16 protein-coding genes are annotated in these 25,231 nt (G+C 41.8%); 3 read left to right on the top strand and 13 right to left on the bottom strand.

The window, feature by feature from the left end; translation table 11 throughout:
* Positions 1-645: 645 nt before the first annotated feature.
* Positions 646-4,113 carry a translation initiation factor IF-2 gene (infB, locus tag NMG48_RS09115; RefSeq protein WP_271254928.1) on the top strand — a complete coding sequence of 1,156 codons (3,468 nt, stop codon included), beginning with the start codon at positions 646-648 and terminating at the stop codon, positions 4,111-4,113.
* A gap of 65 nt (positions 4,114-4,178) precedes the next feature.
* Here the strand turns inward: infB and NMG48_RS09110 are convergent, their stop codons facing one another.
* The 9 genes from NMG48_RS09110 to NMG48_RS09070 all read right to left on the bottom strand — a co-directional run bounded on the left by NMG48_RS09110 (position 4,179) and on the right by NMG48_RS09070 (position 15,102).
* A complete protein-coding gene (locus NMG48_RS09110) occupies positions 4,179-4,676 on the bottom strand; it encodes an AAC(3)-I family aminoglycoside N-acetyltransferase (RefSeq protein ID WP_271254927.1) in 498 nt (165 codons plus the stop codon).
* A 132-nt stretch (positions 4,677-4,808) separates the two neighbouring features.
* Complete coding sequence (locus tag NMG48_RS09105) at positions 4,809-5,432, bottom strand: Vat family streptogramin A O-acetyltransferase (protein WP_345961234.1); 624 nt, start codon at positions 5,430-5,432, stop codon at positions 4,809-4,811.
* A gap of 57 nt (positions 5,433-5,489) precedes the next feature.
* The gene (locus NMG48_RS09100) at positions 5,490-5,639 is read right to left on the bottom strand and encodes a hypothetical protein (protein ID WP_271254926.1); all 150 of its coding nucleotides are present in this window, start codon (positions 5,637-5,639) and stop codon (positions 5,490-5,492) included.
* Positions 5,640-6,186: 547 nt separating this feature from the next.
* Positions 6,187-9,315 carry an NACHT C-terminal helical domain 2-containing protein gene (locus NMG48_RS09095; RefSeq protein ID WP_271254925.1) on the bottom strand — a complete coding sequence of 1,043 codons (3,129 nt, stop codon included), beginning with the start codon at positions 9,313-9,315 and terminating at the stop codon, positions 6,187-6,189.
* Positions 9,284-9,841 (bottom strand): hypothetical protein, encoded by a 558-nt coding sequence (locus NMG48_RS09090; protein ID WP_271254924.1) that lies wholly within the window; start codon positions 9,839-9,841, stop codon positions 9,284-9,286. The genes NMG48_RS09095 and NMG48_RS09090 overlap by 32 nt, the downstream gene beginning before the upstream one ends.
* A gap of 535 nt (positions 9,842-10,376) precedes the next feature.
* Complete coding sequence (locus NMG48_RS09085) at positions 10,377-10,718, bottom strand: XisI protein (protein WP_271254923.1); 342 nt, start codon at positions 10,716-10,718, stop codon at positions 10,377-10,379.
* Positions 10,706-11,122 (bottom strand): XisH family protein, encoded by a 417-nt coding sequence (locus NMG48_RS09080; RefSeq protein WP_271254922.1) that lies wholly within the window; start codon positions 11,120-11,122, stop codon positions 10,706-10,708. The genes NMG48_RS09085 and NMG48_RS09080 overlap by 13 nt, the downstream gene beginning before the upstream one ends.
* A 65-nt stretch (positions 11,123-11,187) precedes the next feature.
* On the bottom strand, positions 11,188-13,788 hold the full coding sequence (gene acnB, locus NMG48_RS09075) for a bifunctional aconitate hydratase 2/2-methylisocitrate dehydratase (RefSeq protein WP_271254921.1): 2,601 nt from the start codon (positions 13,786-13,788) through the stop codon (positions 11,188-11,190).
* A 162-nt stretch (positions 13,789-13,950) separates the two neighbouring features.
* Positions 13,951-15,102 carry an ISAs1 family transposase gene (locus NMG48_RS09070; protein ID WP_271252233.1) on the bottom strand — a complete coding sequence of 384 codons (1,152 nt, stop codon included), beginning with the start codon at positions 15,100-15,102 and terminating at the stop codon, positions 13,951-13,953.
* A gap of 247 nt (positions 15,103-15,349) precedes the next feature.
* Between NMG48_RS09070 and NMG48_RS09065 the strand changes: the two genes are divergently transcribed.
* Together NMG48_RS09065 and NMG48_RS09060 are read left to right on the top strand one after the other, a co-directional pair.
* The gene (locus NMG48_RS09065; protein ID WP_271254920.1) at positions 15,350-20,785 is read left to right on the top strand and encodes an eCIS core domain-containing protein; all 5,436 of its coding nucleotides are present in this window, start codon (positions 15,350-15,352) and stop codon (positions 20,783-20,785) included.
* A gap of 88 nt (positions 20,786-20,873) precedes the next feature.
* Positions 20,874-21,794, top strand: coding sequence for a hypothetical protein (locus NMG48_RS09060; protein ID WP_271254919.1), 921 nt, complete (start codon positions 20,874-20,876; stop codon positions 21,792-21,794).
* Between the two features lie 131 nt (positions 21,795-21,925).
* Here the strand turns inward: NMG48_RS09060 and NMG48_RS09055 are convergent, their stop codons facing one another.
* The 4 genes from NMG48_RS09055 to NMG48_RS09040 all read right to left on the bottom strand — a co-directional run bounded on the left by NMG48_RS09055 (position 21,926) and on the right by NMG48_RS09040 (position 25,229).
* Positions 21,926-22,561 carry a hypothetical protein gene (locus tag NMG48_RS09055; RefSeq protein ID WP_271254918.1) on the bottom strand — a complete coding sequence of 212 codons (636 nt, stop codon included), beginning with the start codon at positions 22,559-22,561 and terminating at the stop codon, positions 21,926-21,928.
* Positions 22,562-22,569: 8 nt separating this feature from the next.
* Positions 22,570-23,019 (bottom strand): T3SS (YopN, CesT) and YbjN peptide-binding chaperone 1, encoded by a 450-nt coding sequence (locus NMG48_RS09050; RefSeq protein WP_271254917.1) that lies wholly within the window; start codon positions 23,017-23,019, stop codon positions 22,570-22,572.
* A gap of 189 nt (positions 23,020-23,208) precedes the next feature.
* The gene (locus tag NMG48_RS09045; RefSeq protein ID WP_126384156.1) at positions 23,209-23,652 is read right to left on the bottom strand and encodes a T3SS (YopN, CesT) and YbjN peptide-binding chaperone 1; all 444 of its coding nucleotides are present in this window, start codon (positions 23,650-23,652) and stop codon (positions 23,209-23,211) included.
* Between the two features lie 248 nt (positions 23,653-23,900).
* On the bottom strand, positions 23,901-25,229 hold the full coding sequence (locus NMG48_RS09040; protein WP_271254916.1) for a CmpA/NrtA family ABC transporter substrate-binding protein: 1,329 nt from the start codon (positions 25,227-25,229) through the stop codon (positions 23,901-23,903).
* Between the last annotated feature and the right edge of the window lie 2 nt (positions 25,230-25,231).

Below are 25,231 nucleotides of genomic sequence, written 5' to 3'. Positions count from 1 at the left end.
ATCTTATCGCGGTTTTTAATTTGCCATAGGAAATTGAAAACCGCAAAAACCGACTGAGATTAGCTTTTAGTTTTCTCCTATATATAGCAGTCCTAAATCATTTGCAGATTTTGGGGTTTGTGGAAGCGCACCCCTAAGGGGTGCGCTTCCACAAACCCTTTAGAATTGCTATATCAAACTGTGGCAAAACCACAGTGAGGTAAAGTAGTGTAAACAATATGCAGGGAATTTTGGTGTTTGGTTTAGTCTGTAGCGATCCAAATCCCTAAATTAATTTTGCTAAAAGTACTTCCTAAAAAGGACTTTCATCAAAACTAATTTTCATCATGAGAATTGCTGTAGAGTTAACGTACAAGTGCTAGTAAACTAAGTGGGATTTTGCCAAAGTTTGTGGGCGAAGTTTTCTAACTTCCTCATATTACTAGGTTTCATGAGTAATAATAGCTATAGTAGTTTCAACTCAAAATTGAAACAACTTAAAATCTATTAGGGCTAGCCTGCTTAGCAGGGATAGCTAGGCGCTTCTAAGATTAACTATGGTCAATGTAATTCAGTCAATGTAATTCAACCTAGCAAAAGATAGGAAGCAACTTCTATGTAAATTCAATTCACCGTGTACAACAGTTACGCAGGGCAGAGTAAGCAATGAGTATAAGCAATCGAGTTCGACTGTATGAACTCTCACGAGAGCTAGACCTTGACACTAAAGATGTTATCGCCGTATGCGAGCAGTTAAATATAGTTGTCAAAAGTCATAGCAGTACGATTACCGAATCAGAGGCGGAGTTGGTACGCACCAAAGCCCCTCAACCCCATCCCAAAACTGCCGATCCCAAAGCTGCGGAAAAGAAAGCTGCTGCTACGGCAAAACACAAAGAATCCGAAGCGCGGATTGCCAAGCAACAAATTCTTGTCGTCAGCAAACCCACAATTCGGCTCAACTCTCCGCCTGTCTCTGCTAATGTAGGAGCTACACCTCCTCTTAACCCACCTGCGATCGCTGAGCCTAGCCCAGCAACTCCTGCTAAAACTGCTGTTAACCCTCCGTTGCCCATGCCCCCTGCTTCATCATTAATTAAGCCTCCTAGCCGTCCTCTTGTCTCAGACAGTGAACTAGCCATTTCCGAAACCACACCTGCATCCAAAATCGAATTGACATCAGAAACAGCATTGACCACACCAGAAAGTCCCCAAGTCACCAAAGAGACTCAGTCGCCATTGCCACTAGAGTCAAAACCAGAATTAATCACGCCACCAGTTCCGCCGAAATCTTCTGACAAGTCTGACAAAACTGACAAAGCCGACAAAACTGTTGTGACCAATTCTGTAAAAGCCCCTGTTGATGAAACGATGCGCGTCACTGTACCTAAAGAGCAACCCCATAAAGATCATGCTCCCAAGGATCATGCAGCACGCAAGGAAACTCCAAGGGTAGAGCGTCCACAAGCAGACAAGGCAGAGCGCCCCCTCACCCCTAAACAATCTTTGATGAGTGTTTCACCACCACCACAGGTTAAATTAACCAAGCCCGTTGCGCCAGAACGTCCCAAGCCCCCTGTAGCGATCGCCCCCAAAGCGATCGTTGCACCGAAGCCCCCCGCAGCTAAGCCTTCAGAAGATACAAGAGTGGTTGCTAAAGGTAATCAGGGCAGATCCGAGCATATCAAGACTGACAAGGGTGGGAATGATGCAGGAGATGCACCTAAGCAAGAAGCAGTCAAAACAAATAGACCTGAAAGACCCAAACTCAATCGCCCCGTTGAGCCACCTGCCCCTGCTGGCGGTAGACCCCAAAGCCGTGTACCCAAATTAGTCAAAGACTCAGTACTAATCGAACGAGGGATCACTGCTCCAACAGAGCCACCGCACAATTTGCGCCCACCCATGCCCACCTTGATGCGTGCGCCCGAAAAGCCCGTCATTGCCGACAAGAGTGGCAAAAAGGCTGATACGGTGGGAGGATTTGCGCCTGTATTGCCTGAGTTGCTAGAGAAGCCAACTCTGCCTAACAAGGCAAACAAACGCAAAGGTAAATCTAAAGAAGAAGAAGAAAAGGATTTACTAGAGCTAAAAGAAAAAAATCGTTTGAATAAGCCCAAGCGCTATTTACGCGATTTTGATGATGATGATGATGATGGCTCTGATCTAGATAGTGCTAATGATTTAGCCCAGATCAGTCTATCTTTGGCTCGTCCTACTGCCCGTCCTAAAGCAGCGACAGTACCAGCCAAGCCAACCATGGCAGCAGATATCAAGCCTACGCAAAAGTCTAAAAAATCTGCACCAAGTCGCGATCGCCGTCATCAACAAGTCGAAGTCATTCCCGAAAAACCCACATCAGTGGAAATCGAAGAGGGCATGACCGTAGCAGTACTTGCCAAGCGCTTAGTACTTTCTGAAACTGAGGTCATTCGTACCCTGTTCATGAAGGGGATCATGGCGAATATCAACCAGACCCTTGATGTTGGGACTGCGAAGATGGTCGCGACAGAATTGGGCTATGAAGTCCATGATCCTGAAGTCGTTGAGCTAGCGCTGAAGACGGAAATGATCGACATTGGCGACCTTGATAAACTAGAGCGTCGTCCTCCCGTAGTCACGATCATGGGACATGTTGACCACGGTAAAACTACATTGCTCGATGCCATCCGCAAGAGTAAGGTGGCTCAAGGGGAAGCAGGCGGTATTACACAGCATATCGGTGCATACCACGTTGATGTTGAGCATAATGGCGAGAAACAACAAATTGTCTTCCTTGACACCCCTGGTCACGAAGCCTTTACCGCCATGCGTGCGCGAGGTACGAAGGTTACAGACATCGCCGTGCTTGTGGTTGCAGCCGATGATGGTGTTCAACCTCAAACCATCGAAGCGATTAGCCATGCCCGTGCTGCAAAAGTACCGATCGTCGTTGCTATTAACAAGGTTGACAAGATCGAAGCTCAGCCCGATCGCATTCGTCAAGAACTCACCGAGTACTCCCTCGTTGCCGAGGAATGGGGTGGCGATACGATTATGGTTCCCGTCAGCGCTATCCGTCGCGAGAACCTCGATACCTTGCTGGAAATGATCTTGCTAGTTGCTGAAGTCGAAGATCTCCAAGCTAACCCCAACCGTACGGCGAAGGGAACAGTTATCGAAGCTCACCTCGACAAGGCAAAAGGACCCGTGGCAACATTGCTTGTTCAAAACGGTACATTGCGCGTTGGTGATATCTTCGTTGCGGGTGCTGCCTTTGGTAAGGTACGGGCAATGGTTGATGATCGCGGCGCAAGAGTTGGTAAAGCTTCACCATCCTTTGCGGTGGAAGTCCTCGGTTTGGGTGATGTACCTGCGGCGGGTGATGAGTTTGAAGTCTATCTCGACGAAAAACAAGCCCGTGCGATCGCCGATCAACGCACGATGGATCAGCGCCAAACTCGCTTGATTCAAGCAATGGCTTCCCGTCGTGTCACCCTTGGTACTTTGTCCGAAAAGGTCAAAGAAGGCGATCTCAAGGAACTCAATATTATTCTCAAGGCAGACGTACAGGGTTCGCTCGAAGCAATTCTTGGCGCACTTGCCCAATTGCCTCAGCGTGAAGTCCAACTCCGTATTCTCCTCTCTGCCCCTGGGGAAATCACTGAAAACGATATCAGTTTGGCGGCAGCTAGCTCGGCGGTAGTATTAGGCTTTAATACCACGATGGCTCCGGGTGCAAGACAAGCGGCTGACGATCTCGGTGTTGACTTCCGTGATTACAACGTCATTTACAAGCTCTTGGAAGACATCCAAGATGCAATGGAAGGCTTACTTGATCCTGAAATGGTTGAGGAATACCTTGGTCAAGCTGAAGTCCGCGCCATCTTTACAATCGGTAAGGGAGCTGTGGCTGGTTGTTATGTCCAGAATGGTAAGCTGCTCCGTAACTGTAATGTCCGCGTTAAGCGTGGCAATGAGGTCGTACATTCAGCCGTATTGGAATCACTCCGACGGGTTAAGGATGATGCGAAGGAAGTCGCCTCTGGATTTGAGTGCGGTGTCTCACTCGCTAAGTTCTCAGCATGGAAGGAGGGCGATATCATCGAGGCATATCGGATGGTCACGAAGCGTCGCACACTAGCTACTTCGTAATCAATAAAAAAGCGCCCCTTGGGGCGCTTTTTTATTGGTGTTTTATTAAGTCAAACAAGATCGCATTAACAATCCATCTCCTCAAGGTGATCGCTATTATCGTCAACAGCAATGTCAAAATGAAGTACATCTTCACGAATACCAAGCTTTGTATAGAGTGCGATCGCAGGATCATCGCCGATGTCTGCCTGTACGAAAATAACGTAGGCTGCTCGTGCTACCGCAATCTTCTTTAATTCCTGAATTAATGCTGTGGCAATTCCTTCTCGTCGATGATCTGCTGCAACAGCCAGATCGTAAATATAAATTTCACTACGCTCTTGCTCAAATTTTTGTAGTTCGTAAGCGGTGAGACCTCCAACTACTGCTCCATTTTTTAAAGCTGCAAGGGCGATGAAATAATCGCTACTTAGCAAACGCTTGAGATATTCCTCACTCGGACGAGATGCGCTATAGGTATCAACTTCATCAAAAGCTTCTCCAAAGATAACCAATAATTCCTCCATAAGTGCTAGGTCTTTGGCGGAAAGCTGGCAAAGACTAATTGGCGCAGAATGTGTCATTGGGAAAATCACTCCAGATTTTGTGTGAAGTCATACCTGATCGCATTAACAATCAGCGATCGCAATTACTGAGAGCTATGATTTCTAAGCGATCGCAATCGGCATTGAGATAGATTCTTAGTAATTCCTAACTCAAATGCAATTTTGCAAAGCCACGATATCCGCACTTACAATTCGATCCAGATTTCTAGTGATCTTCTCCATATCCCAATTCCACCATGCGATTTCCAGTAGCTGGGCGATCGCCTGATCATCAAATCTCTGACGGATGACTGTCGCAGGATTGCCACCAACGATCGCATAGGGAGGCACATCTTTCGTAACCACAGATTTGGAGGCAATAATCGCGCCATCACCAATTTTAACTCCTGCCATAATCACCGCTTCATAGCCAATCCAAACATCATTCCCAATCACCGTATCGCCTTTGTAGGGAAATTCTAGATTTTGGGGTTTCCATTCGTTCCAAAAAATTTGAAATGGATAGGTGGAGATGCCCGACATACTATGATTTGCACCGTTCATGATGAATTTTACGCCACGCGCGATCGCGCAAAATTTACCGATAATTAGCTTGTCACCAATGAAGGGAAAATGATACAGAACATTACGTTCAAAGTTTTCTGAGTCTTCGGGATCGTCGTAATAGGTGTAGTCACCAATGATAATATTTGGGTTATTAACTGTGTTTTGAATAAAGCAAACTTGTGGAAATCCTGCCATTGGATGAGGATTTTTAGGGTCTGGATATTGCATAGATAAGTTAATAGGACATAAAAACAGTTATAAGTAAGATTTTATACTGAATTTTACCTAATTACTCAATTTCACACAACTAGAAAGCATTTCTCGCAAAAAATCAATCAGCGATCGCCTATTCAATCTCGCACAACCAGCGATCGCCCCTCTAAAAAATAAATCAACCAGCGATCGCCTATCCATCCCATAAACAGCGATCACCACTCTAAAAATAAATCAAACAGCGATCGCCTATCCATCACCATAAACAGTGATCGCCTCTCTAAAAATTAATCAACTAAACAGGGATCGCCTATTCACCAAAAGCAAAATATGGCGACCGTCCTAATTATTTAAGCTGATTTTAGGCGAGTGACTGGAATTTGCTCAGTTCTCTCAGGAGAGCTTTTTCCAGTTGCAACTGCATGGACAGCACGAAGGATATCGGCTAAATAGTAGCTATTACGGCAATTATCACAAACGTCAATTATGAGTGTGTAAATCTTGATGACATTTTTCCTGGACTTGCTCAAACTTTTTGATGTCTGATTTACCTTACTTTTCCTTGTATCTTATGAGTTTTCGATCTCCTTGAAAACCATTGCTTGTATGCTTTTATTGCTTTTTCAGAAAGCCCTAACTAGAAACTTGGTTCCGTGACATAATTAGTGCCGTGGGGGGATCTATCGTTCTACTATAGTGAATTAATTGCTTAGCTATAGGGGCAGATGATATTACATTATCTTACGAAATCAGTGCTATCTTTTCTACTCTACTGTTGTTTTTGTTCTTCACAAGGCAAAAACAGAGCATATTCAATCTCACATAAGCACTTTTCGCTAACTGATCCATCAATTTTTATTAAATCAAACAAGAAATGATGAGCATTATAATAGTCTTCTAGTGTTTTCTTTTGCTGATCGTTAAGAGGTTTTTGGGTGTAAGGAATATCGCGATGAGTTTTCATTGTATTCCATAGTTGTTCAAGCCATTGATTACCTTGATCTAACCACCAACTTTGAAGTTCTTGCGGGTCAGAGGTAAAATCAGGAATTTCTCTTCGGAGTTGCTCCAAATCATTTTCTAGCCTAGAGTCAAAGCCAAGATCAAAACTGTGAGACAAATCTCGCTTAGGGTTAGAATCATAGGCACGTGTGCGAGCATTATTTAGAGATAATGCGCCTATAAGATGACGAGTATTTATCGGAGCTAGATGACTATTTTCACAGATATCCTTTGCCCACCTAAGGGCTTTATAGAGTTCTGCGTCGATGTCAAATTGAAAATTGTTTGAGTAGTTACGATTGAAATTACGTTTGAATTCAGAGTCGATTGCTTCTAATAGGGAATCTGCGAAGTGAAGATCACGAGAAAAATAGAATGCACGAATAGCGGCAGGTTTATATTTTTCCTGAATCGTCCCTTCTATAGCCCTTGCCTTCTTAGAAACCCAACTTAAGTACTGGGCTAGGTCAGAATCTCTTGAAATAATGAGATCTATAGACTTCCTAATCAAATTCACAAGACGATCTGCAGGTTGCTGGGATTTGATAAGTCCTTTCATCGTATCTCTCCAGTTTTGATCCGCAATTTTTTCAGCCAGTTTTTCAGGTCTGAGATTGATAAGCCATTGAACAGTAAAGTGTTCCTGAAAGGTAAGGTGAGAAAAAGACCATAATTCCTCAGCCCTTTCAATTAACAACCCATGATGAGCTTCAATTGCTTTCAAAACCTGAAGAGCTTGTTCAGTTGGCTGAAGTCCTTCAGCCTCCTTCATATTCAGGCATTGGACTATCTGGTCTGTGATTTCTGGTTGCTCAAATAGCACAAAGTTATTCGGATTCTCGAACTTATGAGCTGCAAGTTCCTGTAATAATTCTCTTTTTTCATTTAGCTTTAGCTTGTGATATGTCTTACTGCCAATTTGCCATTCATGAATTTTTTTTTCATTATTCCAGTCGTCTAACAGTAGGTTAATTCCCTTTTCATAGAGTATTTCTCGATTTTTAAAGATTTCAATGTCTTCTTCTTCGTTGTCAAATTTGTCTACGTACAAACACATCAAGCTCAGTAATATAGGAATTACTGTCATTTCCTTCAGGTCAGGATTTTTTTGAATAGCTTGATCAATTCTTACCCATCGCTTTTTTGCCTCTTCAGGAGAATAATCTTTCGCCGTAAGCCAATTTATTACAAATTTTTGGGCCTGTTCATAATCAAAATCTACTACTTCAACTAGGGTGAAATCAGCAAGAACCGCTTCCACTTCTTCAATTTGCGTGCGACAGGTAAAAATTAAACGATTGTTAGAATTATGAAATTCTCTAAGCTGATTGACAACATTTCTTCTGAGCTCAATCGTGCTAACCTCATCCAATCCATCTATTAGAAGGAGAAGCCTACCGCGCAACAATATTTCTAACGGTTGTGCTTTCAATTTTATTTTTAAAGCCCCCATTTTTTCTGATGAAGCCTCTTTAATCTTGCGTTTCGTCTGTATAGCCTGGTTTATTTTTTGTGATTCTTTATCGATTTTTCTTTTTTCGTCTTTATTTAAGTCCAGTTCCTCTAGCTTTTTATTATTATTCTTAATATCTTTATTACATATCCGAATCTGTTCTTCTAGGTGGTCTATATTTTCTTTTAAGTTTCTAATATCTTTTTTTAACAGATCAAATTCATCCCAGTTCTCTAATTGTAGCTCCTTATCTATTTCTTGAATTAAATTCCAATTATCATCTGAGACTTTTATCTTACGTAGTTCTATTAAAACAGCAACTAGTTCTGGGAAGAACTTATCTTTGCACCAGTCTACAGCTAAATTTCTCAGAAACGTGGTTTTACCAGATCCAGGTTTTCCAAAAACTGCAAGTTTGGGTTTGATTTTGGCAATATCAATTCCTTCCTTAAAGTATTGATTTTTTCGCTTTCCTAATCCGTAGCGATCATTCTTAAAATCAAATTTACGCTGCATCGAGCTAGAATCTTTATTGTCTCGAGATAATTGATTTATTACCCGCACAGGTACATAAAGCCGTTCAACGCTTATCTCTCCTCCACCCAGCAATCGAATTTGGCTATAACAGTTCCGAACTTTATCTTTGTAATTTTTCTTTGCTTCCTGAATTCTAATCTCACTCTCTTGAATAGAAGATTCTGGAGTTCCTGGACGGTAATTGAACAGGTAGTCGCCAATAGTACCAGGATCATACTTTGCTATCGCAACGTTGCTTTTTTCTTTGTGCGCAGTCCTTGCATAATGTGCGATTTGATTCCATGTAACAAAACCCTTCGGGTTTGGTTGGGCTTCTTTTATGGCATTAATCAGACATCTGGTGAAGGACGGCGACTTTCCCCCAGCATCAGCGACCTGATCACTTTGGCTCGACGCAATGATGGACAAGGTGTCCAAATTTTCGGTGGAAATGGCACCAGAATAGCAAAAGTCAAGGACTGCTATATTATTTTTTGCCGGGAGTTGATTTAGCAAGCCTCGTAGATGCCTGAGATGTACTCCCAGATTGCTTTCAAGTGGCCAAGCATCGTAGGTTAAAAATTCGGTGTCGGCTACATCTTGATTTGGAAAACCATGACCAGCTAGGTAAAAAAAAATGCATTCGGTGTTGTCATAGTCTTTTAGACCTCTGATTAGTTTTATCAACCCAGCCCTTGTGAGTTCCTCTCCTGAATAGGTTTCTCCTTTGTGTAACTCAAACCGTAAATTTGGGTGGAGTTCGGTGGTTAGCAGTTTCTTGAGTTCATCTATTTCTTCTGACACACGACCAAGTTTCGGGAATGTAGATTTAGGTACTTCGTCAACTCCACAGAGGACGGCTATGCGCCTTCCATTTTCGCGAGGTACTTGGGACTCAGACATCAATAGCCCTCCATCGGTTTCCATTCTGAGCCACGAGTGCGGTAGTTGTGTTGTCGCCCTTGGTGACGGATTTGAGGTTTTCTAAAATAGCTGCTACATCAGGCATCGGAACAAGCCTAAGTAACGGTTTATTTTCGATCAGCTCATCAATAGTCCAGCCGATGGATGGAGCTTTGGCAAGAGTTTTCAAGACAACGCCTTCCTGCATTGTGAGCTTCACGCGCTTTTTTCGGTAGCGAAAAAGAAAGGCTGTGAGACCTCCAGCAATTCCGACTGGATTAGGCATGCCAGCGTAGATTGCTGCCGCAACAACACTACATTCCTTCAAAAACTTCAAATCGTCATTATGAATGGCATAATAATCTGAGCTAAGGAGATCCCTGTTGATCGACCTGTATTCTGCTTCTTCTTGAATAGGTTCGGTCACGTCGAGTTCGGAACGGATTAACGTTAAGGCATCATACCTGTCGTCCTCGTGTAGCTCATCGCTGAAAGAATCAAGCAACTTTGGCTTTAACTCTTGAAATGTGCCCCTATAAATTTCGCTCATTGCTTCATTCCTCTATTTATTATGGTGCTTTGTATTTTTCATAATATGTGTGACGCGGTTGCGATAGCCAACAGAGTCAGATTTTTCAGAACCTGATTTGTCCGACTTTTCCTTCCTCTACGCTGAATACCTCTCATGATTAATCACTTGTCAGATCAGACTCTGATAGAGCAAATATTTACCTCTATAGAGTGACTCAGATGGCAAAGATTCTTACAACGGCTGAATTGGCGAGTTTTTATTATCTGCCAAAATACTACGCTTTTGTCAACTCCAATGTTATTAAAGTCGCCATTAATAAATTTCCAGATTTCGTCAAGATTAACAAAAGACATACGCACTAAAAATTCAATATGCCGAAATATTCGTTTATTATACACTTATTGATTTTATAACCTATGAAATAAATAAGTGATCGCTACACTCATAAATCTATCAACAATCAAGCGATTTTATCTGTGAAATGAATAGGCGATCGCCTATCCATCCCATAAACAGTGATCGCCACCTCAAAAATAAAACTAACCAGCGATCACTAAGCTACAGCAAACTCAGTTAACTTCCTAGTCTCAGGATCATGAAAAGCCAAAACAATATCAGACTTAGGGATACCTTCTGTTAGCAACTCATTTGCAATTCCCTCCTCAGTCCAATCATCCTCAATATAAATCTTTTGATTTTTAATACGGATATGTACCTGAATGTTTCTATATTTTCTCTTGTCTTGCCAACCCATTAAAAACCAAAAATATTGATCGTGAACCTCATCAAAAACTAGACAACTCTCTCTGTCTCTAATATCAGAGTTAGTAGCCCAGCTATGATATTCAGTCAAAATCTTTTTGATAACATCACGATACTTGTCTAATCTATCCATTGTAAGATTTCCTCCTGCATTGTATTCACAACTAATAACTTAATTGAATCTATGCGTATCAGGTCTTGAATTGAATCCCTTAGAAAAAAGTTTTGATAACTGCTTTCCTTGATGGCTAGATAAAGAGCATATTCAGGGGCAGTTAACTGGATTAAATTTCGATAGAGAATGTACTGCCCCAATGCTAATTCAAAATCTCGCATTGGTGACGGACTTAAAAAACTTTTAACCTCAACCACAATCTTTTTGCCTTGCCGTTCGGCAGCGATTGGCTTTTCGGCAGCTAAGTCAGCGAACAAATCAACATCCTTATATCGAATCAAATAAGGGTCAGCCGTGATCACCCAGCCATCTTTGATGAGGGCATTTTTTACTGCATCGTGATAAATGTCTTTGGCTGGCATAGCTCTAAATCTAAAAAATGAGGGTGAACTAATTCATCCACCCCCATTATACGCAAATCAACTAACTACTTCGCAGCCACAGGCATACCCAAAATATCCTCAATGCGAGGCATATCTTCTAGGGCAATCACCCGACCTTGATCTTCAAAATTGGCGATCTGATCGAAGTTGAGATAGCGATAGAGGTCACTGGCAAAAGGATCAATTTTCTTAGTGACGATCGCTTGATATTCTTCCACAGTCGGAATCTTACCTAGTAAGGCACAGACTGCCGCGAGTTCGGCGGAACCGAGATAGACTTGAGCATCTTTGCCCATGCGATTATTGAAGTTGCGGGTGGAAGTGGAGAACACAGTCGCGCCATCAGCAACACGGGCTTGATTGCCCATGCAGAGAGAGCATCCAGGGACTTCGGTTCTGGCTCCAGCGACACCAAAGGTGCTGTAGATTCCTTCCTCTTTGAGTTGGAACTCATCCATGCGGGTAGGTGGTGCAACCCAGAGACGCGCTTTCACGGCGGCTTCTTTTTCGAGAACCTTAGCGGCGGCGCGGTAATGTCCGATATTGGTCATGCAGGAACCAATAAACACTTCATCCACGCGATCGCCTGCTACTTCTGAGAGCAACTTCACATTGTCAGGATCGTTAGGTGCGGCGACAATTGGCTCCTTGATTTCATTGAGATCGATCTCGATGATTTCTGCATATTCCGCATCGGGATCAGCTTCCATCAATACAGGATTGGCAAGCCATTCTTCCATTTTGGCGATACGGCGCAAGAGGGTCTTAGCATCGCTATAGCCGCGAGCGATCATGTTCTTCATGAGAGCGATATTCGATCGCAAGTATTCGGCAACGGTCTCCGTACTGAGTTTGATCGTGCTACCAGAGCAGGAACGCTCGGCAGTGGCATCGGTGAGTTCAAAGGCTTGTTCCACTTTGAGATTTGGCAATCCTTCGATTTCCATAATCCGACCTGCGAAGACATTCTTTTTGTTCTTCTTCTCAACAGTGAGTAAGCCGCGTTGAATGGCAACGTAGGGAATCGCATTCACGATATCGCGCAATGTTACCCCTGGTTGCAATTCGCCTTTAAAGCGAACTAAGACCGATTCAGGCATATCAAGGGGCATGATACCAAGGGCAGCAGCGAAGGCAACGAGTCCAGAACCTGCGGGGAAGGAGATGCCCAAGGGGAAACGGGTATGGGAATCGCCACCAGTACCAACGGTATCGGGCAGGAGCATTCTATTTAACCAAGAATGGATAATGCCATCGTTGGGACGTAGCGCTACGCCGCCACGATTGGAGAAGAAGTCGGGAAGTTCCTTATGGGTTTTGATGTCGGTGGGTTTGGGATAGGCGGCAGTATGGCAGAAGCTCTGCATTACCAAGTCAGCGCTAAATCCTAAGCAAGCGAGTTCTTGCAACTCATCGCGAGTCATGGGACCTGTTGTGTCTTGGGAACCTACGGTGGTCATTAAGGGTTCGCAGGAAGTGTAGGGACGCACACCAGCGACACCGCAAGCTTTGCCGACCATTTTTTGCGCGAGGGTGTAGCCTTTGCCTGTGTCGGCGGGAGTGGCGGGAAGGATGAACACATCGCTGGCGGGAAGTCCCAGAGCCTGACGGGTTCTAGCGGTGAGGCTACGACCGATTAGGAGGGGAATTCTACCACCTGCGCGAACTTCATCGGCGATCGTGTCGGGGGTGAGGCTGAAAGTAGAAAGAGTTTCCCCTGCGGCGTTCGTGATTTTACCTTCACGAGTATGAATGGTAATCACATCGCCAGTTTCCAATTTGGTGACATCACATTGGATGGGTAAGGCTCCTGCATCTTCGGCAGTGTTAAAGAAGATCGGCGCGATCGTACTTCCTAAAATTACGCCGCCCGATCGCTTATTGGGAATGAAAGGAATGTCGTTGCCGATGTGCCACAGCACCGAGTTAATCGCGGATTTGCGGGAGGAGCCTGTGCCAACGACATCACCAACAAAAGCGACGGGATGCCCCTTTTGCTTGAGTTCGGCAATGGTTTTTAAACCATCGGGAATGCGCGACTCCAACATGCAGAGCGCATGGAGAGGAATGTCGGGACGCGAGAAGGCTTGGGATGCGGGAGAAAAGTCATCGGTATTGATTTCGCCTGTGACTTTAAATACGGTTACGGTCACAGTGTCAGGCAAGGCGGGGCGACTGGTAAACCATTCGGCAGCAGCCCATGAATCGATGACGGCTTTGGCTCTGGCATTAGTTTGCGATAATTCTAAAACTTGATTAAAGGCATCAAATACGAGCAGGGTCTTTTTGAGAGCCGTTGCCGCTAAGTCGCCTAAGTCATCATTGGTGAGCAAATCAATTAAGGTCTGCACGTTATAGCCACCGACCATCGTGCCGAGCAGTTCCACCGCATAGCTAGGGGATACTAGGGGTGATCGCAATTCACCCTTAGCGATCGCTGTTAGCCATCCTGCTTTGACATAGGCAGCTTGATCGACACCAGGGGGAATGCGATCGCGTAGTAACGCTAGTAAAAACTCTTCTTCGCCTGCGGGAGGATTTTGCAATAGCTCACACAAGACTGAGGCTTGCTGAGCATTGAGAGGCAAAGGGGGAATTCCTTGAGCTGCACGTTCGGCAACATGGTCACGGTAGGCTGATAACATACGGTGTTATTTTTAATTCTTTACAAATACTTAACTTATTATCGATCCTATTAAACTTTGGTGCGTAAAATACGTTTGAGATAATATATTTGTGTAATTTTGTCTACAAATCAAAGTATCAGAATAGGGCAACCGCACACGTTTCTTAACAATTAACGAGATTTAGACAGCGACTATGTTTAAGGCACTTAGGACATCCTTAAGATAGTTATTGTTCCAGCCAGCTTTAAGACGTTTAGTCTTGACCCCGACCTTACTAGTTTTATCTCTTGACAACAAATTTAAACTGATATGACGTATAACAGCTAAGTTTTCGGCAATATAGCCTCGACAGGATTGAGAAGCATCCTCATTAAAGCCAACATCGAGAATCCAATGTAGTCGATTTTCAATACTCCAGTGATTTCTGACAGATTGGGAAAATCTGTGGACATCACTCTCAAGACTAAGCAGATAGTATCGCTGTTCAGTAGAAATAGTTCCATTTATAATTCGATCTGATTCAACCATACCAATACTTTTCAAACCTATCCATTTCTCCGCACCAATTAAGTATTCGGTATTACCCATTGTCCAATAGCGACGGGTTTCAATGCGCCCATGTCCTTTCTCAACCGTTTCATAGAACTGATGTTCAATATTTTTGAAGTTCTGTTCTCGTGCAGAGGTAAATAGTTCACGCACATCTTTATGGAGATTACCTTGATTGCCTTTCAGCGCTAACACATAATCTGCTCCCTCTTCGATGATTGTTTTCGCGATTTCGGTCTGACATCCCATTGCATCTATGCTCACCACTGAACCTCGTATCGCTAACATTTTTAGCAATGATGGAATCGCTGTTATTTCATTGGATTTCTCGTCTACTTTTTTCTGTCCCAATACCAAATGTTGTGATGCTGACCACACACTCACCATATGAATCAGACTACGTGAATTTCCTGATCCCTTTGCCCCTCTCAGAGTTTTGCCATCTATGTTAATCAATTCTCCATCGGTTGATTTATGGACTGCTTCCATCCAACTAATAAAGCTTTTTTGCAATTCTTCTGGCTTTAGTCTCGCAAATAATCTCTCGAATGTATCTACTGATGGTATGCCGTTGGCTAATTCCAAAAATGTCTTTAACCATTCTTCTTTCTCTTTGCCATATTCGGCGATTGCGATGAAATTATCAGCTCCACAGATCACTGCACAAATCGTGATTATCAATATGTCGAGCAGCTTATGCAGGATACCGTGTGCTGCTCTGGGATCTTGCAAGTTCCCAAAGTGGGTTTCGATTAATCCGATGGGGTTGACTGTATCTAGCATTTTGGGCTGCTCATTCTAAATATTCTCTATTCTCTCGTTTCTACCTTTTTCTCCTTGTTAAAAATGCTTACTAGTTTGTTAAGAAACGTGTGCGGTTGCCCTAAGTATCAGAACATTTTAAAAATTTACGTTTATCGCAAAATGTTGAAGGGTATAATTCTTAGTGGAGAAGGGAAGAATCTGCATTATTGTTACTGGTAAACATAAAAGCTAGAAATTTTTTCAGGCAGGTTCAGATGGTAAAAATATGAGACGCACTAAGAAAAGAAGATATTCAGAATCTGATACTTTTTTAAATCCAATTACTGTAAATCTGTCAACTAGACCCTTTGCTCCATCTCAATCAGATATATCGGAAGATCACGAAATCCTTGATAGCAATGTAATTCAGACCAAGTTGATTTCGTCAGAAGATTTATTGTCAAAGTTAATGAATGTAAGAGGGGACGACACTTCATCTGCACCAATTCAGAAAAAGCCAGAGAATCGCCTTAAAGCTATCCGATCCCAGAAATTGGCAATCCAAGCAAAGCTAAACATCGGTGAGCCAAATGATAAGTATGAAAAAGAAGCAGATCTGACAGCGACTAAGGTTGTACAGCAGATAAATTCATCGCCACAGGAGCAATCTGTCCAACGCAATGAGGCGATAAAAGGTGAAGAAGAATTACAAATGCAGTCCTTAGGACAAAGACATGAAAATCTTGGCGGTGGGGAAGCATCAACTGACTTAGAATCATCAATTCAAAGTGCGCGAGGTAGCGGTCAGTCTCTAGATCCCAATCTGCAAACAAAAATGGGGCAAGCGATGGGAGCAGACTTTAGAGATGTAAAAGTGCATACAGATTCGCAGTCAGATCAACTAAACAAATCTATTCAGGCGAAAGCTTTTACAAAGGGGAATGATGTATTTTTTCGGCAGGGGGCTTATGACCCAAGCAGTCGCGGTGGTCAGGAGTTAATTGCCCATGAGTTGACCCATGTTGTCCAACAAAACAGTGGCAGCGTAGTAAGTAAAAGCCCAGATCAAACCATTCAAAGAAAATTAAATGTCAAACTCAAAAAGACGAGATGGTTTCAAGGTAAAGATCAAAAAATGCTGGGAGAAGAAAAGCTGAAAAGCTTAGGGTCTTACGATGAAGCTAAGAATTTGCTAGATATGGGAACTAGCGATCGCGTTCAGCGCATTATCGAAGCGTTTACTACGGGCATGAGCGAAAAAGATGCCTTTAAACAAATTGCACTTTTTATCGAAGGTAAAGATCCAACATTAGTAGAAGAGTTTAATAAAACAACAGGGGATGACTTAAAAGTATTAATCAATGAACACTTTAAAGGGAAGCCTCAAGAAAAAAGTGCTGATTATTTGATTAGTATTTTAGATAACAATGGGCGTGTGCCTTTAAAATCGCAAATTTGGTTGGTTCTGGGAATGGTAGATGGTTCACCATCCGATGATGAACGTTTAGTTTATCTCTCTGAAAAAGCATCTGCGACTGAATGGATAAGTGTATGGCAAACTCTAGAGTCAGATATTAAGAGAAAGTGTGAATATAAGCGAACCTACGAGAGGTTAAAGCAAAGAGAAAATCTAAGTATATTGGAAGATCAAAAATCAGGGGTAAAGAGGGATGAAAACTCTCAGCCCTCACAAGAACAGATCGAAAAAGATCAAAAACTAAATCAAGCTATTTCTCTCCAAAGAGATCGCTATCTTGCGGCGATGATCCGTCAAAGAGTCACTAAAAACTTTGGGATCAAGACGGGATTGAGTGGACAAAAAATATTAGCTGATATCTTGAAATGGAAAGAAACTGCTACGCCTGAAGACATTGAGCAAATCAAAAAGCCGAATAGTGAGTTTCAAAAGGCTATTCGATATATTCCTGGACACAATATGATGTCACCGATTGGATTAAATAGTAAAGACCGAATGTTCCTAAGAAGTATAGCTTCTGATGTAAAAATATTTGATCCTTTGACTAGTCCTAATGTCCAAGACAATAAGGTTGAAGATAATAGTGGATTAACTGGGAAGGTGGAAGATCAAAAGCCAGAAGATAATAAGACTGGAAACGATCAGGTAATCAATAATATAGATGAATTAAAGCGCGAAGATCTGATTAAGATTTTTACGACAAAAGAAGCTTTAACGCGAGAAAATAGAACTTGGTTTTTTGAGAGACTATTTAAAGGGGATAAATGGGACTCCTTTGAGTCAGAAATTCGATTTATGACTCCTGCACAACGCAAAGGCTTTTTACGCACCTACGATCAAGACCCAGTAGTAGCCTTACAAAAACTGGAAGAAGAGATGAAACAAGGTTTAAGCGCAATAAAGCAACAAGGCATTGACAAGAGTAGTCAAGCTGTTGTGCTTGCCCATTTTGACGATCGCTATGGAGAAGTTGGCAGCAACTATGAGCAACTTCTTCGTTATACATTCGCTGACAAATGGGATAAGCGTAATAAAAAAAGAGCACTTACTAAGGATAGATGCAAGAAAAAGATCTTGAAAATTTTGGCTAGGCTTAGGGACGAAGAATACGCTCAGGTGCGCCAGAATCAAAAGCTCTTGGTTGAGATGAAAGGGGTTATAGGCTCATCAGGCTTTGAACAAGCTCTCAAACTATTAGGAATGAAGGATGAAAACGATCAACTAAATATTAATCCTGAGACAAATGCTCCATACACTAACGAAGAGGTGATTTCTAAAGCTAATCGTGAACACGACGTTAATTATTGGGTTTCACTTTTATTAATAAAGGACAAACCTGATTATTCTATTTTCTTCCGCGCCCAGCGTGTGGCTAGGGCTAAACAGCGTCAATTTGCAAAAGAAGACAACTCTAACGAAAACTATACTAAAGAATTTTTGCAAAATATTTATTTTCAGTCAAAACTAGACTCTAAAAAAGACAATTTTGATAAGCCATTATCTGAAAGCGATCCAGATCTTTACAAAGCACTTTATGAAGATAAAGATCTAGAAGTTAATTATTTGCTTAAAAAAGCAAATGATCGCAAGATATCTGTCGATAGAGCTAAGACTGTATTTGCATTTAATGATCTTGATGGCAGAACCCTTTTGGAGCAGTGGTCTAATCTGAAAGATTACAAATCTAATACCCCCAATTTAAAAGATAATCAAATCAAAAAAGCAAAGCTAGAAGAAGATATCGCTTGGCTTAAACTAGAACAAAAAAAATATGAACTAAATCTTGATAAGAAGCCTAGTAATGCCAAGACAGTCGAAGGATTTGAAATAAAAATTAAATCCAAAGAGGAGCAGTCGGAAGCAATTACAGCTGAAATTGAAAAGATGGAATTGAAAAACAAGTCTTTTGTTTTAGGCATGAGTGAATCTAAGCGCTTGCAGCTAATCAAAATGAAGCGCATGACGACTGAAGATCGCTTACAAATCGAACAATTGTTCAACGAAAAGCTGGTTGAGGCTATTTCGTCCGATACTGACGCTCAACAACTATTATTAGATTCTGGGTTGCCATTTGATCAGTGGATGGCAACAAAGCTGATGAGTACCAATGCCATTTTAAAGCAACGGAAAATCGATAAAACTCGTCAGTGGGATAGCTTTCATAATAAGTCTTCACAATTGGATGAAGGGACTCGCATGGTTGTGGGTACTGTGCGATCTGGGGATACAGACATTAAAGAAGTTGAAAACGATCAAAAACTCTCTCCAGAAGAGAAAAAACTTAAAATAAAAGAACTCAAAAGCAAATACAGCAAGCAAGGCGAAGAGGATTTACAGGAACGGAAAACCCTTGAATCTCAATTCAAAGATATTCAATCAAGATACAATGCTCGAGTGATGTTGCTGGCTAAAATCCTCACGACCGCAGCAATCATGGCGGCAACAATGGGAGCAGGTGGTGCAATTACGATTGGTATTCAAGTTGCACTATTAGCCGCACAAGCCTTTATCAATGCGGGAGTTCGTTACTTTGTCTTAAAAGAAAATATTGGTAAGACAGTTGGAATCGGAGTATTAGATTTCGTAACATCCGCGACGATGTTGGTGGGACTAAATCTTGGTGATGCCCTACAAGCTAGTTTATTGAGTACACAAAATCTTGGTCAGGGTGATTTCTTAGCTCCTGTTTTATCTAAAGGCATGGTCGGAACTATGAAAGGGGCTGTTTTGGCATTGCCCAAAGTAATTTACAAAGAGTTATTTGATCGCCAGCCACTAGGAGATGTAGTGGATAAAGGTAAAGAGAAAACGGTAGTTCAAAACTTTAAAAAAGAATTAAAAAAAGTAATCATGAAAAATATATTGAAGACTGTTAATGGAATACGTAATGCTTCTATTACTGAAGGTGAAGAACAAGCCTTATCACAAATTACTGGCATACCTATGCAAAACAATAGTAAGCCACACAAAGATTTTGCAACTGCAAACAAGGACGTTTTTACCACTGAAAATGATCCACACAAGCTAGATCAAGTCTTAACAAAAGACATTAAAAAGACAGTTGTCAAAGATGTTGCACCGAAGATCAATAAAGGTAAGGCAGGCGAGCGCCTCTTGATTGATTCTGATAAAAATGAAAAAGGAGATCGTCGTGATCGACTTGAAAGAATTCGTCGCGGCGAAAACACTCCAGTTTCCCTTGAGCCATTACAGAAAGAACAGCAATCAACATCAGTATTTTCAGTACCTATCCGCCCAGATATTCTAGAAATGGCAACAAAATTAAGGAAAGAAAAAGAAGCAATCAAACGAGAAGAAAAACAACTGACAAAGCAACTAGAACTAGAACTAGACGAGCAAAAGAAACAAATCATTCGGATAGATCTAGAGAGACTCAAATCTCGCAAGGAAAAATTAGAGGAACATAAAGAACAACTCAAAAAAGACAAGGAACTTCAAAAAGACCTTGAAAAGGAGGAGAATGAGAGACTTCAAAGCGCTAGATATACTCAAGAATTAGAAGCTGAGAAGAAATTTTTGGAAAGAAAGCAACTCCAAGAAACTGAAGAAAGAAAGCAACAGGAAGAATCTCAACAAAATTCTTCTTCTGGCAACGTCCAAGATTCAGTTAACACAGTTAACACGGTTAAAAATGTCCAAGATCCTGTGAAAAAACTTGAGATAGATCTCAAACAAGCTAAAACTAACAGCGCTTTAAAGTTACGTGAAATAGATGAAGCAAAGCAAAAAATTAAAGTGTGTGGAGAAACAGACAAGTCTTTGGAAACTACTTTAAAGCAAGTGCGAGAACAGAGAGATGAGTTGAGCAAGAACATAAAATCGACCGAAGATGCAATTGCTAATATTAAGAAGAAAGATAATGAACTTGTCAAAACTTTAAAAGGAAATGATGGAGACACCAACACATACAAGCTCATTAATGCTAATAATATGGAGCTAAGGTCTCTTAATGAATCTCTCGAAGAGATGAAATCAAGAAAAATTGATGTAGATAAATCTGTCACAGACAACAAAAAAGCAATACTTGACAATAAGGAAGAGAAGAAAAATCTTGAGATGATTTTGAAAAAGCTTGAAAAAGAGTGTAAAAACTCGGAAAAACTAGTCAAAATTGCTGACGAAAACCTCAAAGATGCCCAAAAGAAAAAGAGTGAGCTAGAGAAGAAAAATCTAGAAGAAGAGGAGAAGAAGAAAAAAGAACAGCTTAAATTGCAAAAAAAATAAATTCAGATCAAAGCACTGTATAAGTTTTATGCAGTGCAAATCGCGCAAGTTCCTAGTGTTTAAAAATCGCAGTAAATTATGAACCAAAATGGAAATAAATAGCACTGAAGTTGTTGAACAATTTTTAATTCCTAGAATCAGGATGCAGGCGGCGAGGTTAGGAGTTCCCGCTTCTAAGCCACCACGAGATCAGCAATTAGATGATTGGTTGGATAGCTTGCCATTACTAGCAACCATGTCCAAAGATTCAGGGATTGAGTATGAAGTATCGGTTACAGGTACAGGCGATCGCTTGACATGGAGAGCATCAGGGCTACCTCAAGATTTTATGCCTGTCATGAATGATTATTGGCATGATGTGGGGGCTTCAGATCTGGAGCTAGAAAAATTACAGAAAGTGGGAAAAAAGTTATTGCCTGACATATTAGGTTCTTGGATCGAAGCAACCGAATCGGGTATAGATACGGGGTGGTACTTTCCCTTTGAAATACCTCTTCAGCAAGCCTTAGATATCGCTAGTCCGAGTGATGCGAACGATATAGTCTCAGACTGGGCTGATGAATTTGATCTAGATATTTGCGATCGCTTAGGTGCAACATTAGCTGATGGATCTCCCTACACAGCGATCCAAATTCCTTTGTTAAGAGATAATATCGAGGAGCAAATATATATTGCTTTAGAGTTGTTTTCAGCACTCAAACTTCCTGATCCTCCTGAATCTGCAATAGGGGCAATTTTGGCTGAATCAGAGGGGGACTTATCTATTTCAATATGGTTAACATCTTCAGGAGTAAGCAAGTTGGGGATTTTGGTCAGCGATCCTAGCAATAGGTTGTTAATCGATTTATGTCATGCTGCCGATATTCAAGATCTTGAATTTATTGCGGGTTTTCAAGGTTTATTATCCGTTGAAACCCCGACCTTAATTGAATGTCAACAGCGCTCAAACGGATTTTGTATAGAAATGCATTATCTACTTCAAGAACTAAAAGTAGATATAAATAGTTGACGCGAGTTGGGGATAATTTGAAACTAGCGTTGAGAGAGGGTTTGGCTACGCAAACCCTCTCTCAACTCCCAAAAGTAAAAGTCTTGCGTAGCAAGGCTTTTACTTTTGGACTTTTGTTAAAACTAGCTTCCTTAAGGATGAACTTGACCTAAAATTGCACCGAGGCGATCGTAGTCGTCTTTGAGTAAAATGCTCAGCTTGCGTCCTGCTTGGACTAACCAATTGCGATCGCATTTACGCACCTGATAGACATTGCGTAAGACAGCGGCAATTAACTCATCGACAGGAGCATTGGTCATTTGGACTAAAGTTCTCAAAAAATTCAACTCTTCCGTGAAGTTCTCAATTTCCTCTTCTTCGCAAGCATAAACGGCTTGATGGATTTGTGGTGGTTGCGAGGGAAGATGCTGATAGACATTGCCAACAGCACTAAAACCAAGTAGTACGACTTTGATTTCCGAACGGAGCATGGCGAAAATTTGCGGTTGCTGTTCGCGTAACTCTTGGAGGCTCAAACCTAAAGCCACTGCTCGATGCACAGAATCAATCGGTGCAGTCGTTGCATGATAAACCACCCCATAGGCAACGATATCGCTATTTTCTTCCTGTTGGGATTTCACCCAACTGCCGAAAGCAGGCATCACAGGAAAATCTAAATTATCAGGCTCAAGGCACTGCGCGAGAAATTCTGTGGTGGAAGTTGCCACAACCTCTGCAAGGTATTTCGGATGGCGATCGCGACTAGACTGTGGCAAAGGTAAAAGCATGAAATCCCTCAAATATCAAATAGAGAATCGGCTGCCCTTCTACCACCCCAACGCTTCACAATCAGATCATCATAGCGATCAGCACTTTCTAAAACTTCAGTCAGCGCGAGCTTAAACTCATTTTGTTGGCAAGATGCACCGAGCAAAGTCACATGAAATCTGACATCCCCATCCTCTGGCATACTAAAGCCCCCAAAACGGAATACATCATTCTGCTTGAGCAAATAGAGCATCAGATCATCACTCACTTCCACTTCCGTTGCGACATATGCCCAAATATAAATAATCGATTCTGTTTCATAAAAAGGTCGAATTTCCACCAGCACCGTTGCGGAGCCAACCTGTAAGCTGAAGATGGGATTGTGGGCGACGGGATAGGATATGCGATCGCAAAGCTCTGGTAGCCAATCAGCTACTTTTTGATAACAGGTTTTTTGTGCCTCTGTCTGAAAATTCACGCTTCAAATTTACCATTGATCAAAACCACTAAAAGTTTAACCCAATCTCAGAAGTTTTCAAGACTTGAGAGGTATACTCCCTTTGTGAGCATACCTCTCTTAATAATTATTTATGATTAAATCAAGCAAGCGAGGTACAGAGGATTGTGTCCCCGCCTGCGGTGGGGACACAATCCTGTATCAATATGATTAAAGGCTACGATCTAAAGAGCGCTCACCACCCCAAGTTGCGACAATCGCATCATCATACTGATCAGCAGTTTCTAGGACTGAAGATACTAAAGTTTGTAATTCTTGGCGATCGCAGGTAGAGCCAACTAAAGTTGTATGAAAGCGAATATCCCCATCATCATCAATACTAAATACCCCAAACTGAAGTTCCGAATTTTTTTTAAGTAAAAATCGCATTAAGTCCTGAGTAATCTCTGCTCCCGTAACTACATATGACCAAGTAGAAATGATTGCTTCAGAACTTCCCCAAGGCAAAACCTCAACTGTCGCTGTTGCGGAACCTAGGGGCAAAACAAATACAGGCATGTCGTATGGAGGTGAATAAACATTGTCATATAAGTCCTTCAACCAAGGTTGAATCTTCTCATAGCAAGCCTTTTGTACAGGTGTCTCAAATTTCATTTTATTACCTCCATCCTTCAACTGTTCAGTCTAGATCCCATTTATCCTACATATTTATGGTTTTTGCCTTGTCTATGCCAATCTAAGACCTGCAACAAGGAAATCGCCAAGATTTCTTATGCTAGTAATTGGTTATGCATAAATTTATATTTTTTATCTTTACTTAAAGATTGTGTTATTAAAAAGGAATCTATGCAGTATTCTGTGTTACGCGATCGCATATTTGAGTCGTGCGAAGCACGGCAATCTTATTGAGGGCTATTCGGATCAAAACTTGAGCCATCAAAAAAGACTTCTACTCCCCTTGAAGTGGATATGGGAATATTCGTATCAGGAACGCCGATCGCTTTCGCTGCATTTTTCCATAGATCCTCGCGATTAACCGCATCAATAGTTTCTTTGATCTCAAAATTGTCAGGTAGTAATTGCCATCTTCTATATTCGTTTAAGAACCATAGATCATGACTCTTATAGGGATAAGAAACGGAGATACCATCATTTGACCAATACTTAATGGCAAGTGGATTAGGAGAGTTCTTAGAACTATTTGCTCTCAGTATTCCCTTAGTCTGCTGTGGACTATTTTTAAAAAGCTGAGAGAACATTTTCAGAGGTTCCGCAATTAAATTAGCTCCATTACTAAAGCTCAAGGCTATTAATGTATTCAATTCTATCTCATTCGCAGGATTATCACACCAGATCTGAGCTTCCATAATTCCTTGAAGTAAGGCTTGCGTGGCAATGGGATATTTATCCACCCAATCGGCACGCATTGCCAAGCATTCCCCCGGATGATTGCGCCAAATCTCGCCAGTAGCGATCGCAGGATAGGTCAAGTTCGCTTCCAGTAGTTTCAACATACGCCAGCTATCGAGACAAAGCAAATCGGCTCTACTGCGCTTAATCTGATTACGCATCTCAGCAAAAGGAATTGCTAGCACATCAATATTGAGCTTCGGAACAACATTCATCGAGGCGAGCCAATAACGTAACCAGAGATCGTAATTAGTACCGATTTCAGCGATCGCGCAATTCATGGGACTGCCGAATAACTTCGCTACATCCTGCCAAGGCGAAAAGGGAGCGCGTTGTATTTGAATGCCAAAGGGTTTTAGGCGTTTAGAAACAACGATATATCCTCCATGAGTATGCAGGCGCATCAGCATATACATGGCAGTTTTGCGCTTGTTAGGATTAATCCCCTCATTCATCATCTCAGGCAAAGGACTATAAAAATGTCCACCATCAATGCCATCGCTATTTGTCCCCAGTTCTGTGCCGATTTCGGTGCGATCACTAATCTCTGCCCATGACTGAAAGGGAACTAACTCCACATCAGTCATGCCGTATTTTGCAAATAGCTGTTTATGTTTCGCGACTAGCAAAGGAGCAACTTCAAACGATGGAATTATACCTAGACGCACCGATTGAATTTCAGGATTATCGGAAATCTTTGTATGCGGTGTTGGTTGTAATAAATCATTTGCCAAGGGTTTAGACGTACAGTTATTCAGCAAGACTGTACTGGCAGCAATCCCAAAGGTAGTAATAAATTTCCGTCGAGAAAGTGGATTCATAG

The organism is Pseudanabaena sp. Chao 1811, from assembly GCF_027942295.1.
Lineage (GTDB): Bacteria > Cyanobacteriota > Cyanobacteriia > Pseudanabaenales > Pseudanabaenaceae > Pseudanabaena.
This window is presented reverse-complemented; position numbering and strand designations above follow the sequence as displayed.

Coding starts and splice junctions, on each gene's coding strand:
- infB (WP_271254928.1), top strand. CDS start 646: ATGAGTATAAGCAATCGAGTTCGACTGTATGAACTCTCACGAGAGCTA.
- NMG48_RS09110 (WP_271254927.1), bottom strand. CDS start 4,676: ATGACACATTCTGCGCCAATTAGTCTTTGCCAGCTTTCCGCCAAAGAC.
- NMG48_RS09105 (WP_345961234.1), bottom strand. CDS start 5,432: ATGCAATATCCAGACCCTAAAAATCCTCATCCAATGGCAGGATTTCCA.
- NMG48_RS09095 (WP_271254925.1), bottom strand. CDS start 9,315: ATGGAAACCGATGGAGGGCTATTGATGTCTGAGTCCCAAGTACCTCGC.
- NMG48_RS09090 (WP_271254924.1), bottom strand. CDS start 9,841: ATGAGCGAAATTTATAGGGGCACATTTCAAGAGTTAAAGCCAAAGTTG.
- NMG48_RS09085 (WP_271254923.1), bottom strand. CDS start 10,718: ATGGATAGATTAGACAAGTATCGTGATGTTATCAAAAAGATTTTGACT.
- NMG48_RS09080 (WP_271254922.1), bottom strand. CDS start 11,122: ATGCCAGCCAAAGACATTTATCACGATGCAGTAAAAAATGCCCTCATC.
- acnB (WP_271254921.1), bottom strand. CDS start 13,788: ATGTTATCAGCCTACCGTGACCATGTTGCCGAACGTGCAGCTCAAGGA.
- NMG48_RS09070 (WP_271252233.1), bottom strand. CDS start 15,102: ATGCTAGATACAGTCAACCCCATCGGATTAATCGAAACCCACTTTGGG.
- NMG48_RS09065 (WP_271254920.1), top strand. CDS start 15,350: ATGAGACGCACTAAGAAAAGAAGATATTCAGAATCTGATACTTTTTTA.
- NMG48_RS09060 (WP_271254919.1), top strand. CDS start 20,874: ATGGAAATAAATAGCACTGAAGTTGTTGAACAATTTTTAATTCCTAGA.
- NMG48_RS09055 (WP_271254918.1), bottom strand. CDS start 22,561: ATGCTTTTACCTTTGCCACAGTCTAGTCGCGATCGCCATCCGAAATAC.
- NMG48_RS09045 (WP_126384156.1), bottom strand. CDS start 23,652: ATGAAATTTGAGACACCTGTACAAAAGGCTTGCTATGAGAAGATTCAA.
- NMG48_RS09040 (WP_271254916.1), bottom strand. CDS start 25,229: ATGAATCCACTTTCTCGACGGAAATTTATTACTACCTTTGGGATTGCT.